The sequence below is a fragment of the Parabacteroides sp. AF17-28 genome (genome assembly GCF_003479205.1).
GTDB lineage: Bacteria > Bacteroidota > Bacteroidia > Bacteroidales > Tannerellaceae > Parabacteroides > Parabacteroides acidifaciens.
This window is the reverse complement of sequence record NZ_QUGV01000026.1, coordinates 65449-80901: the sequence shown is the minus strand read 5'-3', so window position 1 is coordinate 80901 and position 15453 is coordinate 65449. Positions and strand designations below refer to the sequence as shown.

Annotated in this window: 16 protein-coding genes and 1 pseudogene; all 17 read left to right on the top strand. The window is 33.8% G+C overall.

Annotated elements, in window-relative coordinates; translation table 11 throughout:
• Positions 1 to 219, top strand: a 219-nt coding sequence (locus DWW90_RS16590) for an Lrp/AsnC family transcriptional regulator (protein WP_147382443.1), incomplete at its 5' end; no start/stop codon positions are given.
• A gap of 285 nt (positions 220 to 504) precedes the next feature.
• Positions 505 to 1303: pseudogene (locus tag DWW90_RS16585) on the top strand (Bro-N domain-containing protein).
• On the top strand, positions 1304 to 2749 hold the full coding sequence (locus tag DWW90_RS16580) for a lipopolysaccharide biosynthesis protein (RefSeq protein ID WP_122345758.1): 1446 nt from the start codon (positions 1304 to 1306) through the stop codon (positions 2747 to 2749). It begins immediately after the preceding pseudogene.
• Entirely contained in the window at positions 2743 to 3711 is a 969-nt protein-coding gene (locus tag DWW90_RS16575; protein ID WP_122345757.1) for a glycosyltransferase, read from the top strand. Before DWW90_RS16580 ends, DWW90_RS16575 begins: the two co-directional genes overlap by 7 nt.
• A 1-nt stretch (position 3712) precedes the next feature.
• Positions 3713 to 4459 carry a bifunctional 2-polyprenyl-6-hydroxyphenol methylase/3-demethylubiquinol 3-O-methyltransferase UbiG gene (locus DWW90_RS16570; RefSeq protein WP_122345756.1) on the top strand — a complete coding sequence of 249 codons (747 nt, stop codon included), beginning with the start codon at positions 3713 to 3715 and terminating at the stop codon, positions 4457 to 4459.
• A 190-nt stretch (positions 4460 to 4649) separates the two neighbouring features.
• Positions 4650 to 5831 carry a glycosyltransferase gene (locus tag DWW90_RS16565; RefSeq protein WP_122345755.1) on the top strand — a complete coding sequence of 394 codons (1182 nt, stop codon included), beginning with the start codon at positions 4650 to 4652 and terminating at the stop codon, positions 5829 to 5831.
• Positions 5828 to 6826, top strand: coding sequence for a glycosyltransferase family 10 (locus tag DWW90_RS16560; RefSeq protein WP_158582858.1), 999 nt, complete (start codon positions 5828 to 5830; stop codon positions 6824 to 6826). The genes DWW90_RS16565 and DWW90_RS16560 overlap by 4 nt, the downstream gene beginning before the upstream one ends.
• Position 6827: 1 nt before the next feature.
• Positions 6828 to 7934 carry a DegT/DnrJ/EryC1/StrS aminotransferase family protein gene (locus DWW90_RS16555; protein WP_122345753.1) on the top strand — a complete coding sequence of 369 codons (1107 nt, stop codon included), beginning with the start codon at positions 6828 to 6830 and terminating at the stop codon, positions 7932 to 7934.
• Positions 7934 to 8473, top strand: a complete 540-nt coding sequence (locus DWW90_RS16550; protein ID WP_122345752.1) for an acyltransferase — start codon at positions 7934 to 7936, stop codon at positions 8471 to 8473. The genes DWW90_RS16555 and DWW90_RS16550 overlap by 1 nt, the downstream gene beginning before the upstream one ends.
• Positions 8464 to 9420 carry a glycosyltransferase family 2 protein gene (locus DWW90_RS16545; protein ID WP_233547788.1) on the top strand — a complete coding sequence of 319 codons (957 nt, stop codon included), beginning with the start codon at positions 8464 to 8466 and terminating at the stop codon, positions 9418 to 9420. The genes DWW90_RS16550 and DWW90_RS16545 overlap by 10 nt, the downstream gene beginning before the upstream one ends.
• A complete protein-coding gene (locus DWW90_RS16540) occupies positions 9417 to 10472 on the top strand; it encodes a glycosyltransferase family 4 protein (protein ID WP_233547787.1) in 1056 nt (351 codons plus the stop codon). The genes DWW90_RS16545 and DWW90_RS16540 overlap by 4 nt, the downstream gene beginning before the upstream one ends.
• A 109-nt stretch (positions 10473 to 10581) precedes the next feature.
• Positions 10582 to 11805 carry a glycosyltransferase gene (locus tag DWW90_RS16535; RefSeq protein ID WP_122345750.1) on the top strand — a complete coding sequence of 408 codons (1224 nt, stop codon included), beginning with the start codon at positions 10582 to 10584 and terminating at the stop codon, positions 11803 to 11805.
• Between the two features lie 117 nt (positions 11806 to 11922).
• Complete coding sequence (locus tag DWW90_RS16530; protein ID WP_122345749.1) at positions 11923 to 12315, top strand: hypothetical protein; 393 nt, start codon at positions 11923 to 11925, stop codon at positions 12313 to 12315.
• A gap of 6 nt (positions 12316 to 12321) precedes the next feature.
• Positions 12322 to 12684 carry a helix-turn-helix transcriptional regulator gene (locus DWW90_RS16525; RefSeq protein WP_122345748.1) on the top strand — a complete coding sequence of 121 codons (363 nt, stop codon included), beginning with the start codon at positions 12322 to 12324 and terminating at the stop codon, positions 12682 to 12684.
• Between the two features lie 2 nt (positions 12685 to 12686).
• Entirely contained in the window at positions 12687 to 13094 is a 408-nt protein-coding gene (locus tag DWW90_RS16520; RefSeq protein ID WP_122345747.1) for a hypothetical protein, read from the top strand.
• Between the two features lie 34 nt (positions 13095 to 13128).
• Positions 13129 to 13332 carry an ATP-binding protein gene (locus DWW90_RS20860; RefSeq protein WP_233547786.1) on the top strand — a complete coding sequence of 68 codons (204 nt, stop codon included), beginning with the start codon at positions 13129 to 13131 and terminating at the stop codon, positions 13330 to 13332.
• Positions 13333 to 13735: 403 nt separating this feature from the next.
• The gene (locus DWW90_RS16510; RefSeq protein WP_122345746.1) at positions 13736 to 15313 is read left to right on the top strand and encodes an RNA-binding domain-containing protein; all 1578 of its coding nucleotides are present in this window, start codon (positions 13736 to 13738) and stop codon (positions 15311 to 15313) included.
• The last annotated feature ends 140 nt before the right edge of the window (positions 15314 to 15453 follow it).

The following is a 15453-nucleotide window of genomic DNA, read 5'->3' as shown; positions in this document are numbered from 1 at the left end:
GCCACCCCCCCAGTTGAGAGTGATTTGACGGAACTGGAAGAACGTTTTTTGACTCTCTTGTCAGCCGAAGCCACTTTGTCCCGTACTCAAATGGCCGAACGCTTGGAAATGGGGCTTGATACAGTCAAAGAATACTTGCGTAAACTACGCGAGAAAGGTTATATTGAACGTATTGGAGGAAATAAGCGGACGGGGCGTTGGGTGGTAAAAAAGCGATGACCCTAAAAAAGTTCTTTCGTATTGAAACTGTAGGTCAAATATAAAGAAGTGGTATCTGTTTTATTCACAGGAAGATATAATTCTCCACCAAGCTGGTGGAGAATTGAAACTACCGGCAATTATATTTCCTATACCTTGGCGACATTATGTGGAAATCATAACAAAATGCAAATCTGTCAAGGAAGCTCTTTTCTACGCTCGTAAAGTAAACCTGATGACGAAACAATAGTTTCATGGGCATGGAACAAATAGAACATCTTGATAGGCGGTTGAAGGAACAAGGGAATGACAAAGAAAGATGCAATTAAAATATTCGAAGAGAAAAAGGTCCGTACAGTCTGGGACGACGAGACGGAAGAATGGTATTTCTCCATTGTTGATGTAGTGGGTGTACTGACGGATAGTGAGAACCCACGTAGGTATTGGAGTGACTTAAAACGGAAGTTATCAGTAGAAGGAAGTCAGTTGTACGCTCAAATCGTACAACTGAAATTACCATCAGTAGACGGTAAATATTATAAAACCGATGTCGCCACAACGGAGCAGTTATTTCGCCTGATCCAGTCCATCCCATCTCCCAAAGCCGAGCCGTTTAAATTCTGGATGGCGCAGGTCGCCAAAGAACGTTTGGACGAGATGCAAGACCCGGAGCTGACGATCGATCGGGCAATAATGGAATATAAAGCCTTAGGTTATTCAGATAATTGGATTAACCAACGGTTCAAAAGCATCGAAATCCGTAAAGACCTGACGGACGAATGGAAACGACACGGCCTACAAGAAGGTGTGCAGTTCGCTACCCTGACAGATATTATTTACAAAACGTGGTCCGGTAACATCTCCGTGATAATATGACGAATACCGAACTTGCCCTCAATATGTTGGCAGAAGCTGCTACCACGGAGTTGTCAAAAGAAAAGGATCCTCAATATTTTAGGAACACGCATTAATTGCCCAACAAGGCGGAAAAGCTGCCGAAGCGGCCCGGAAGCAATTGGAAAGCGACTTGGGGCATTCGGTGATTTCTCCACTTAATACAAAAACGGGGTTAAGATTGAATACTGCAAACGGAGAGAAAGAATAGATGGCAGAGCAAACGCTGAAAGAAAAGACAGCTAAGGGACTCTTTTGGGGAGGGCTGAGTAATGGAGCGCAGCAAGTACTAAACTTGGTGTTCGGTCTTGTTTTGGCTCGTATATTGAATGCCTCTGATTATGGAATGGTCGGAATGCTTGCTATTTTTAGTGCTGTAGCTTCTACTATTCAAGAGAGCGGTTTTACTGCTGCCTTAACCAATCAAAAAGAAATCCGTCACGAAGATTACAATGCTGTTTTTTGGTTTAGTACATTGACCGGAGTTGTCTTTTATTTGATTCTTTTCTTTTGTGCACCGTTGATTGCGAAGTTTTATGATAAACCTGAGCTGATCGGTTTGTCTCGTGTTGTCTTTTTAGGTTTTTTGTTTGGCGGCTTTGGCATAGCCTCAAATGCTTATTTGTTTAAGACTTTGATGGTCAAAGAGCGAGCAAAAATCGATATCATATCATTAATCTGCTCAGGGACTATAGGGGTGATTTTGGCTTTGAATGGATTTACTTATTATGGGTTGGCGATACAAACGACAACGTATATAGGAATGGGATCATTATTGAAATTCATTTATGCTCCATGGAAACCTGTATTCCAAATAAATTTGCATCCACTAAAATCAATGTTTGGCTTTAGCTCGAAATTGATATTGACAAATATATTTACACAGATAAGTAATAATATTTTTTCTGTTGTTTTGGGGAAATTTTATAGTCCTCAGCAATTGGGGTTTTATTCACAGGGACAGAAATGGATGGTGATGGGGTATCAATTGATAGGAGGAATGATTAATGGGGTAGCACAGCCTATATTAGTTCAGGTAATGGATGATAAAGAAAGGCAAGTTCTTGTTTTTAGAAAAATGGTTCGTTTTGGAGCATTTATATCTTTCCCTGTAATGTTGGGATTGGCTTTTGTGGCAAAAGAATTTATATGGATTCTATTAGGCGAAAAATGGTTAGATAGTGTTCCTTTCCTTCAATTATTTTGCCTTTGGGGGGCAATGGGGTATTTATCTCAGCTATATGTGAACCTGTTAATGACGTATTCTCGGTCTGATATCTACTTGTTTGGTATGGTTTTTATTGGACTACTTCAAATATTGGTAGTGTGGATACTATATCCTTTTGGTATATTTAATATGGTGATTGGATATATTGGAATTTACTTTCTTAGTATTCTTTTTTGGCATCATTCTGTAAAGAAGGAATTACCAATAGGTTTAATTACTATAAGTAGGGATATTGCGCCGTATTTGATTATTAGTATATTGACTTTTATTATAGTAGATTGCATATTAAATGGAGTGACTAACCTGTATCTTTTATTATTCGGAAAGATTTGTTTATCTGTTATTTTGTATATTTTGTTGTTGAGATTATTAGGGTCTAAAATATTAAAAGAGTGTTTGTGTGTTATAAAAAATAGAAGTTTATGTTGAAAGTATCCGTGGTTGTTGCGACATATAATGGAGAACAGTTTATCAAAGAGCAATTAGATTCGATATTGAATCAGACATATCCAATTTATGAAGTGATAGTCAAAGATGATGGATCGACTGATAATACAGTGGCGATAGTAAAAGAATATACTGAAACTTATCCTATTGTTCATCTTGTTAAAAATGATATAAATATGGGAATTACTAGTAATATTCTTAGTGGTTTTTATATGGCTCAAGGTGATTATATAGCCTATTCCGATCAAGATGATATATGGATCTCTAATAAGATTGAAAAGTTATTAAGTGCAATAGGAGAAAAGAATTTAATCTATTCTAACTCGGCTATTTGTGATCAGGATGGTAAATATGTGGCTCCATTAATAACAAAAGAAATTTTAGTTTCAGAAATCGTGTCTATATTAGATCTGATCGTATGGGGACATCAACTCCTTTTCAAAAGGGATATTTTGTATTCAAATGATGTTTGTGGGTTATCTAAACATATTTGGTTTGATTCCCTATTACCTATTCTTGCATTTAGAGGAGATAATAAAAATGTTGTTTATTTAGATGAAATGCTTGTCTCTTGGAGGAGACATCCTAAAGCATCATCTTTTTCCCCTCGCCTACATAAATTGAGGATATTTGATGATTATATAGGGGTTCTTAAAGCGATTTTTTCATGGTTTGATATTAACAAAAGAAAAAACGTTCAGATTTTTTATAAACGAATGAAGGATATTAGGGGATTATCAGAGGATACATATAGAGTCATAGACCTGATGTCTAGTTGTACTTTTTTTGATGTAATAAAAGCAGGTATTATTTGCTTGCGGAATTATGTGGATAGTTTTCCTCAAATTCCGTTAAGATTAAAAATCCGTTTATTTTTGAAGCCGTTTTTTGTGATAAGAAATCAGAGTAAAGGTATTTGTTTAGATAGTATGTTAAAATTATAGTATGGCAAATATAGTAGATCAACGATATTGGGATCAAATTTATGTTTATACAGAGATCGCGAAAATTAATGCAAAAGATCCTATCCGTTTGTATTTGGAACAATTTATACCTCCATCTAAGGGGGGAGATGCCATAGAAATTGGATGCTTCCCTGGCCGATTTCTTACTGTTTTTGGAGAGATTGGATATAGATTGAATGGGATTGATCTTAATCCAAAAGTAACTCAAATAAAATCAACTTTAGAAAAATATGGATATGTAGTTGATGATATTTATTGTCAAGATTTTCTGTCTATGACATCATCTCGAAAATATGATATTGTTTCTTCTTTTGGTTTTATAGAGCATTTTACAAATTTAGAAGAAGTATTATTGAAGCATGTTTCTCTTTTATCTGATGGAGGTTATTTGGTATTGGAGACACCTAATTTTAAAGGGAAAATGCAATATTTATTCCATCTCTTGTTTGATACCCCCAATTTAAAAAGACATGTAATAAAAAATATGGACCCTTTTTATTGGAAGGAAATTCTTGATCAAAATGGTTTTGAATTTGAATATCTTTCATGTGGATGGATAGGGGGAATGGATTTTTGGACAGATTCTGATCAACCTAAAGTGCAGAATTTTTTTGCGAAGGTTATTAAAAGAATCTGGAAATTAATGAAATGTATATATCCGTTTGAGAAGCTTAATGGAAAGAATATTTCTACAACTTGTTTTTTAATTGCAAGAAAGATAAAATAATTGTGGAATGTGCTTAATAAGATCATTGTAGTACTGGGTAATAGTTTTTTAATTAATGGTTTGAGATTGTTTGGGAGTTATTAGATTGAATTATATGTTTAGGGATTGAAAAGGAGTGAATAGTCTGTATAAATATAAAAAGTATAATTTTTCTTGACGTTCGCTTGTTGTGTCTGTTGAAATATCGGAGATGAATATATTATTACTTACAGGAACACAAATGAGAAAAAATGACGGTTGGTTTGTTTTCTATAATCAACTGTCTCATTATTTTAAATCAAATGGTATTGCATGTAATTTGTTTAATATTTATTGGAAATCAGACGTAGAAGATTGCAATGATTTGGTGGAAGGACTAAAGGTGAAAGATTTTGGAACTTATAATACTGATAGAAATATTAAAGATGTAATTTCTTTTTTAGAACAAAAGAATATAGATGTAATTTTTAATTTAAATATTCCTGTTAATTATTTGAGACGGTTTCTCTATTATATAAAGAAACGAAAAGTTCAAATATATATATTTGAACTTTTGCATAGTACACCAAATTTGGTTGTTCAAAATAAAAAAATATTATTAAGAGAAAAGGATTGGCATAGTATAATTTCTTTTCAGGATTTTCTTAAATGGCGTTTTCAAAGTGTTTATTTATTTATATTAAAGCAGATTGTGAAAGTGAGAATTAGATATGCATTGAAAATGTATGACAGAATTGTCGTATTATCCGATAAGTATGTGATAGAATATTTGAATTTAGCAGGCTTAGAAAGTTCTCCAAAAGTGGTGGCGATACCTAATCCTAAACCTGTATTAAACGATAATATTCTAATAAAAAAGAAAAAGCAAATATTGTATGTTGGCAGACTTTCGGAAGAAAAAGGAGTTCATCGATTATTATATATTTGGAAGAAGGTCTATCTTGTTCTTACTGATTGGGAACTTATAATAGTTGGTGATGGGCCAGATCGTAATAGGTGCTTATCATTATCTAATAAGTTAAGTTTGGATAGAATCCATTTTGTAGGATATCAAAAGTCTATTCCTTATATCAAAGAAGCAAGTATTTTGTGTTTAACATCAAATGTAGAAGGATTGCCGACTGTTTTTCTTGAAGCAATGGAATTAAAAACTGTCATCATCGGTTTTAATACATTTTCTGCCATATACGATCTTATTCATGATAATGAAACAGGATTTATTGTTCCAGCTTTTGATTTTGAGTTATACGCAAAACGTATAATCCAATTAGCTATTAATGATGAAAAAAGAGAAAAAATGGCAAATCGTGCTCAAGAGCTTGTGAAAAACTATGATATAACGCAAGTCGGATTTTTATGGAAGTCTGTTTTTCAAGAATTAAAATTGATATGAGAAATAAATATATCCAAATAAATATTATTTCACCAATAGCTGATCTCTTTAAGAAGCAACTCTCTTCTAAATGGCTTTTAGAGGGATACGAATTTTTCTTTAATTCTAAAGAAGATATAATTTGGGATGCTGTTGTGATATATGAAAATATAACAGAAAAATATAAATTAAGATATAGATCTGGAGGATTGTTTTTTATATCGGGTGAACCTTCTATTGTGAAGGCTTATTCTTCTAGTTTTTTAAATATATTTGATCATATAATCTCCTCCCATGCATTAAAAAGAAAAAATAATCATAGTGATCAGCAAGCTTTGCCTTGGTATTTTGGGTATAATTTTCATACCTCGTCTCCTTCTTTGACTTATGATCAAATTGAGAAATTAGAAGTCCCTGCTAAATTAAATAAAATATCATTTGTAACATCGAATAGAACATTTCTTCCAGGACATAAAAAACGAATAAAATGGTTAAATGTTTTACAGAATGAAGTAAAGGATGGACTTGATTACTTTGGTAGAGGCATATGTGCAATTGAGGATAAAAAAGATGCTTTGTTACCATATAAATTTTCTATTTGTATTGAAAATTCCTGTATAAAAGATTATTGGACAGAGAAAATTGCTGATGCTTTTTTGGGGTATACTGTGCCAATATATTATGGATGTAAAAATATTACTAAATATTTCAGTGAAGAGTCTTTAGTTGTGATTGATATTGCTGATGTTACGACTTCGATATCCCGTATACGGGATATTCTTGATAATATAGATGAATATTATCAAGAAAAATTACCTTATATTAAAGAGGCAAGAGAGAGAGTATTATATCAGTATAATATATTCCCCTTCATTAAATCCTATCTGGATAGATATGTAAATTTGTCTTTACAAAAGAATGTTGAAATAGAGATTTATCCATACGATTCTTATTGTAAGGATCATTTTGAAGAAATGACATTAAAGTTGAAAAGAGTTATTTATAAAATGTTCTAATATGAATCAATTGATAACTGTGTCTTCTCCATTGATCCCTCCCATAGAGGAGTTTATCCCTTATTTAAAAGATATTTGGGAAAGAAAATGGTTGACAAATAATGGCTATTATCATCAAGAACTTGAAAAAGCACTTTGTGATTTTTTAAAGGTTCCTTTTATAAGTTTATTTACTAATGGAACCATTCCTTTGATTTGTGCTTTGCAAGCACTTCGGATTACAGGAGAAGTTATTACAACACCATATAGTTTCGTTGCGACAACTCATTCATTGTGGTGGAATGGTATTAAACCTGTTTTTGTTGATATTGATCCTAAAACAGGAAATATTGATCCTGAGAAAATTGAAGCTGCGATAACTCCAAAAACGACAGCAATTATGCCTGTTCATGTTTATGGACAACCTTGTAATATAGAACGTATTCAGGAAATCGCAAATACATATGGGTTAAAAGTCATTTATGATGCGGCTCATGCTTTTGGGGTGGAGAAAGATGGAACGTCTATTATTAATGCAGGAGATATGGCAACACTGAGTTTTCATGCTACTAAAGTTTATAATACAATTGAAGGTGGAGCATTGGTTTGTCATGATGCACAAACAAAACAGCGTATTGATTTTATTAAAAATTTTGGTTTTGCTAATGAAACAACTGTTGTTGCGCCAGGTATCAATGGGAAGTTGGACGAAGTGCGTTCTGCTTATGGATTATTAAGTTTGCGATTTGTGGATGATGCTATAAAAAAACGTCAACAGATTGCGATACATTATAGAGAAGCTTTTAAATTAGTACCTGGGATATCTTTTTTTCAGGACATTCCTAATGTGAAACATAATTATTCTTATTTTCCGATATTTGTTAATGAGAAAGATTATGGAATGAGCCGTGATACACTATATGAAAAGATGAAATTGGAAGGAATATATGGGAGGAGATATTTTTATCCTTTGATTACTACTTTTTCAACATATAAAGGATTAGATTCTGCCAAGAGAGAAAATTTGCCAATAGCTTATAAGATGGCTGATGAAGTAATCTGTTTACCGATGCATCATAATTTGAGTGAATTAGATGTAGAAAGAGTGATAAGTCAAATAGTTAAATAATGGAAAATTCTTTTTATACAGAGGCTGAATTAGAACGAATAGGTTTTGCTTCTATTGGTAAAAATGTTTTATTGAGTCGTAAAGTTAGTGTATACTCTGCTTCTACTATTTCGATAGGTAATAATGTACGAATTGATGATTTCTGTATATTATCAGGTTCTATTTCTATTGGTTCGTTTGTACATATTTCAGCATATGTTGCTTTGTATGGTGCTAAGGGTATAACTCTTCAGGATTATTCAGGAGTATCTGCTAAAACTATTGTATATAGTGCTATTGATGATTTTGGTGGTGAGTATTTGATCGGACCAATGTGCTCTGTTGAAACAACTAATGTAATGGGTGGGCCTGTTGTTTTGAAAAAGTATACTCAAATTGGGGCCTCTTGTGTTGTCTTGCCTAATTTAACTATTTCAGAAGGAAGCGTTGTTGGAGCAATGAGTTTTGTTAATAGAAGTTTGGATTCATGGGGAGTATATGCAGGGATTCCTGTGAGAAGAATAAGAGATAGAAGTAAAAGCCTGAAGAAATGGATATGAAAGTACAAAAATATGCTCCTATAATAGTTCCTGTATATGATCGTCTTGAACATTTACAACGATGTATTTCTTCTTTATTGTCAAATAAAGAAGCAAAAATGTCAGTTCTATATGTTGTTTCTGATGCAGCGTATAAAAAAGAGCATGTAAAACAAATTGAAAGCATTCGCGAATATGCTCGTGAAATTAAAGGGTTTAAGGATGTCAAGCTCTTGTTTCGTAAAGAAAATATGGGTGCTCATAATTCTATTTTAACTGCAGTAAATGATGTTTTGAGAGATAATGACACATTTATTTTTCTGGAAGATGATATCGTTGTTTCGTCTAATTTTCTTAATTATATGAATGAAGGACTTCGCTTTTATGAGAATAATGAACGAATCTTTTCTATTTGTGGTTTTAGCTTACCATTTAGAATACCGAAAGATTATTTGGAAGATGTGTATTTTTATTCTTGTAGTTCTCCATGGGGGTTTGCTTGTTGGAAAAATAGATGGTTTTCTGTAAATCATGATTATTTTGATCGTTATTCAGAGCTAAAAAAAGATAAGCAAAAATATAGAATATTTACTTCTATAGGTTTTTATATAAAAGGAATTCTCCAAGCAGATTCTCGGAAAGAGATTGTTGCAGATGATTTGCGTGTTTATTATCACATGTTCCAGCATAATATGTGTTCTGTTTTTCCTGTTGTTTCTAAAACTCAAAATTGGGGATTCGATGGTACGGGTGAGCATTGTGGTAATAAAAAAGCTTGGTGGGTAAAACCTAAATTAGATACAAGAAACCAATCTACTCGATTTATTCCTTTTGATGGATATAATGAGTTATTGCTAAAGAATCATCGAAAGTTCCAAAATAAGATAAATGGAGGTTTATTAGCTAAGTGGCTAAAATATACTTGGATACATGATCAGTATAAGAAAATAAAGAAACGATTATTGTGAAGAAAATATATTTTTATCATTTAATTCCCATTAGTGAAACATATCGACACTGGAAAAACAAAAAATGTCCAGGCCATCTTTTGTATGGACTAACTCATTTAGAAAAATATGGCATAGAGTCAATATTTCAGGTTATTCCATTTGATCCTTATCATAAGCGTATTCGTTTGATGATATATGTTCTAATTAAGTCTTTATTTTCTATACGTAAATATGATTTAATATATGCTGTTACTTTTAGAGGACTAGAACTTGTTATTCTTTTACGTGCATTAGGGTTATTCCGAAAGCCCATTGTTATATGGCATCATTCAGCTGTTATTATTCCTAAAAATAGATTAAGAAGGCTCGCTTCAGCTCTTTTTTATAAAGGAATAGATAAAATGTTTTTCTTTAGTGAAGAGTTAAGAGAAAGATCTATTCGTACAGCAAAAGTTAAACCAGAAAATGCGATTGTTGTTTCATGGGGAGCAGATTTGTCTTATTATAATGAGATGTTTTTGGGTAAAAAGAATGTAAATGGTTTTATCTCGACAGGAGCAGAAAATCGAGATTTTTTTACTTTGCTGAAAGCATTCGATAGTAAGATGGTTTTAAATTCATGTAGTTTGTATATTAGAGCAAGGGAAGAAAAGAATTTATCTGCATATTTTGAATTAAAAAATTTATCTTCGAACATTAATTTACATTTTGGTGATTGGTCTTTGGATGAGTGCGCACATTTTGTAAATGATTCTTATGCGGTAGTTATCGCATGTTTGGACTATCCTTATACTGTTGGATTGACAACATTAGTAGAGGCTTTAGCTTTGGGTAAAGCTATTATTACAACTGATAATCCAACATTTCCTATTGATGTGGAAAAAGAAGGTATCGGTATAAAAGTCCCTTATGGGGATGTAAATGCATGGATTGATGCAATTAATTATTTTTCTGCTCATCCTGATATTGTGGCACAAATGGGACGAAAAGCGCGATTGTTAGCGGAAAAACAATATAATTTGGAGCTTTGTTCTGAATCAATAGCTACGGTATTATTGTCAATAGGGTAAAATACTTAGTCCCTTAAAGGAATAAATTTAGTTGATTGATTAAATGTGGGCACATTTGTTGGGGATATTTGTAACGGAATAGTGGATATCGAAAAATAACGTTTGAAAGATGAAAGTTGTTTTTTTAAATACTTCCGAACGAGTAGGGGGAGCTGCTGTGGCAGCTAGCCGTTTGGAGGGAGCTTTAAGGCAGACCGGGATTCTGGTGAGTAAACTTATTCGAAGGAATACATGGTTAAATAGGTTTCGATTTTATTGGGAGAGACTAATTATATTTTTGTCAAATCATTTGAGTAGGGCAAAATTGTTTACGGTTTCTATCGCCAATGTAGGAGAGCCAGTTTACTTCTATTCTTTGATTAAGAAAGCGGATGTTATTCATTTTCATTGGATTAATCAAGGATTTCTTTCTTTGAAAGGAATTGAAATATTGACGGGATGTGGTAAACCAATTGTTTGGACAATGCATGATATGTGGCCGTGTACTGCAATTTGTCATTATTCTTGGGGATGTGAACGCTTTCATGATGAATGTGGGAAATGTCCCTTTCTAAAGTCAAATAAGCAGCGTGATTTGTCACATTATGTTTGGAGAAAGAAGTACTTTCTTAAAACTTCTGGTATTCAGTTGGTCGCTGTAAGTTCTTGGTTGGCTGAACAGGCAAGAAAAAGTTCTTTGACTAAAGACTTGGATGTTGTAGTCATACCTAATGCAATTGATATTTCTGTTTTTTCTAAAAAAGAAAAAATTGGAATACGTAAAAAACTATCTTTCCCGTTGGATAAGAAAATTGTATTGATGGGAGCCGCTCGGTTAGATGATCCGATTAAAGGTTTCCAGTTTCTGAAAGAAGCTTTGAGTATTTTATTTTTGAGTCGAGATGACCTGTTGTTGGTTTTGTTCGGAGCAATTAAAAACGATAAGTCCTTTTTTGACGGTTTGGTCATTCCGTATTTATCGTTGGGACTGTTAAGTGATAGTTATCAAATTGCAGAATTGTATTCGGCAGCAGATGTTACGGTTGTGCCCTCTTTCTATGAAACATTTGGTCAAACGATTATAGAGGCAATGGCTTGTGGCTGCCCTGCTGTTAGTTTTAATAATAGCGGACAAACTGATATTATAGACCATAAGATAAATGGATATTTAGCAGAATATAAGAATGCCAATGATTTAGCTAATGGTATCCAATGGATTTTAAACAACCCAAATCCTCAAACACTTTCGGACGCCTGCGTGAAGAAAGTACAAGAGAGCTACACAGAAGAGGTGGTTGCTAAACAGTATATTGCATTGTACGAAAAATTGTTACAGAAAAATTCCGATTCATAAACGTGGGTTTTATTGAAAGAATGTGAGCATGCAAGTACGTAAGAATAGGCGGTGGAAGGTAAAATATAGAGAATAAAGTATTTTTATATGAGAATTTAGTTACAACTAAACTATATTATGCCTACTTTTGTTCTTGAAAATATAGAAGGAGTGAATGGGAAGCAGCAATTTGACAAACTGATTGTTGACGGAGATTGCCCATTTGATAGATTTGAAGAAGAAATAGAAACTTGTTACAAGTCTGAACTGGTTGGGATATATGCTGTCATGAATGAGGTTGCCAGTTTGAAATCTGTACCTTTTGCGAAATTTCATTTTTATGATAACGCAAAAGGGGGATATCGGGAGTTTGAATTTAAAAGTAAACATCTTCGTGTTTATGGTATTGAACAGCCTGGCGGAAAAATTGTAATAACGGGTGGTACAAAGGCTAATCAAAAGAAAGATGAAAGTTACTTTCGAAGACTGAAAGATGAATATATAAGATCAAAAGAACAACAAGAAAAATAAGTAACGATGAAACGAGATGAATTATTAAAGAATCCGGTATATTGGACAACAGCTCTTCAGATGGAATTATACCGCCAGATAAATGTATTTATGCAAAAGCGGGGCATGAATAAGACACAGTTGGCAGAATATCTCGGTTGTTCGAAGGGGTATGTGACACAGCTTCTTTCCGGTGATTATGATCATAAGATTAGTAAATTCGTTGAGTTGTCTTTGGCTATCGGAAAAATACCGGAGTTTAGTTTTATAGATGTGGACGAATATATTGAAAGCGAAAATTCGCCTTATGTCAGTACCGTCTCATCGGGTAGCTATACGAGTGTCGTTTATTCAAACAGAGAGATTGATGATTATATAACAGCAGCTTGATTATGCAGACAATTCCTTATAAGATTGGTCAGATTAAGATTTCACAATTTGCCATTTTCCCGGATAAATATATTAATGGTGAAGAGGTCCAAATCCATGCTTCTTTCTCATTTGGACATAGTGTGACATTAGACAGTATTCGTTGTACGGCTGCATTTTCCTTTTTGCAAAAAGAGGAACTTCTTCTTACATCGGAAACGCAATGTTTTTTTGATATAGCTCCGGAAGGAATAGAGCAGTTGCGCAAAGAACATGAAATACCGGTAGATTTTCTTCGTTATATGGCGACTATTGTCACGGGCACAGTGCGTGGCATCATCCATGCGAAAACCGAAGGTACAGTTTTGAATGCAATTATCCTTCCTCCAATCAATTTAGTAAATATGATCGAAAAAGGGATGCCTGTGTAAGAAAGTACAGATACGGGTTTATGATGATAAGTTGGTGATTGGTAACGAAGCTCGTTTGCAGGATATCACGGTAGAGGATTTATCCAGATCCTATCCTTCAAGGCCACATAATAAACTGATTGCCGATGTCTTTTATAAAGCTGGTTTTATCGAAAGTTGGGGGAGAGGGACGCAACGGATTATCGACACATGTATAAAAGAAGGATTACCCGCTCCTGTTTATGAGTATAAGATCTGATTTGCCTGAATCCGCATATACGTCAATCGGATTTGGCTGCGTAGTTGGACTTGACAGAGCAATATATTCGTAAGATCGTAAAACATTTGAAGGACGGAATGTTTATTGAAAGAGTGGGACTCGAAAGAATGGATTTTGGAAAGTAAAGTAAGACGTTTGTGGAGGATCTATTGAACTAAAAACACCTATGTTTTGTCATCAAAGCATAGGTGTTTTTAGTTTATCATGAATGTTAATCGGCTAAATGGAAAAAGGTTTTATGCGCAAATAAAGAAAAATAACGACAAATAAGTTGAATTTCAGAAAGGAAGGATATAGAATACTTAATAATTCTTATATTTGTTCTGTATCTATGGAAAGGACTGGTTTAGTCAAAATTGTTGAATAATATAATTAAAAATGGATGGCCTTGCATATTAATATAGAACAGCTACTATCTACTCGGACAATAGAAAGCAATCGCATTGAATTTAAAGAAGGGTGGAATCCTGCTCCTATCTATCGGACGATATGTGCTTTTGCAAATGATTTTGACAATATCGGAGGAGGATATATCGTTATTGGTATCAGAGAGAAAGACGGTATTGCTGCCCGTCCTGTATGTGGGTTGGAAGAGGAACAAATTGATAAGATCCAAAGAGAGATATTGCAGTTTAATAATTTGATAGAACCAGTATATTTCCCGAAAGTTTCAATTGAAGAGATTGATGATCGTAAAGTCCTTTTGATCTGGGTCCCAGGTGGCTCAAATCGACCTTATAAGGTTCCGGATGATGTGAAGGCAAAAAATAAAACCTATAATTATTATATCCGTTATAATTCTTCATCAATTATTGCAAAAGGAGAAAATGAGCAGGAATTGATAAGTTTATGTAATCAAATACCTTTCGATGACAGAGTTAATCAGAGTGCTACGATAAATGATATTTCAGGGACGTTGGTCCGGGATTTTTTAATCCGAACAAAAAGTAAGTTGGTGGATCAATTGGAAAGTATGAGTTTATCGGATATCCTTGCTCGGATGGATCTCATAGTCGGCCCACAGGAAAGAGTTTTGCCGAAGAATGTAGCTTTGATGCTTTTTAATTATGAACCGTATCGATTTTTCCCTTATACACAAATTGATATTGTAATTTACCCGGAAGGCAAAATGGAAAATCCTTCGAGTATAATTGAGATACCTTCGATAAAAGGACCAGTGCATTTGATGATTGCAGAAGCGTTGAATTATCTGAAGACGAATGTGATTAAAGAGAAAATTAAAAAAGTTCCAAATCAGGCGGAAGCAATAAAGTTTTATAATTATCCGTATCAGGCGTTGGAAGAGGCAGTTGTGAATGCTCTTTATCATAGGAATTACCAAGAAAGAGAACCTGTTGAAATCGTAATTAATCCTGATAAAATAGAGATAATCAGCTATAATGGTCCTGATCGGTCAATCCATATTTCTGATTTGAAAGCGGGAAATAATATACGGGCTCGTAGATATCGCAACCGGAAGTTGGGAGATTATTTGAAGGAGTTGGATTTGACTGAGGGACGGGGAACCGGTATTCCTACTATACAGAAAGAATTACAATCCAATCGTTCCGAAAGAGCTGTTTTTGAAACGGATGAAGAACGAACTTATTTTCTGGTCGAAATACCTTGCCATAAAGATTTTATAGAACCTGAAATGAGAGAAATAGATCGTGAGGAATTAGCCAATATCCGGTTTGAATATAAGTATTTACAGAAGTATCAAAGTGTATTGTCTTTTCTGGCATCTCATAATGCAAAGAGAGGGGAAATATTGGAGTTCATTCATGTTTCTGATAATTATTATAATAAAACGAAATATATAAGTACATTGTTAGGTTATGGACTAATAGAAATGACCAAGGAAAATTTGCAAGATCCTAATCAAGGCTATCGAATTACGGAAAAAGGCTCGCGCTACCTTGAAATACTTAAGAAAGAGCAATTTTCAGGTAAAGAGTAGTTAGTAAGTTAGTTAGTAAGTTAGTTAGTAAGTTAGTTAGTAAGTTAGTTAGTAAGTTAGTTAGTAAGTTAGTTGGCGTTCATCCCTGTTAACTTGGTACGACGCCTACTTCACTTCCAAATAAGCAAAGGACCTGGTTC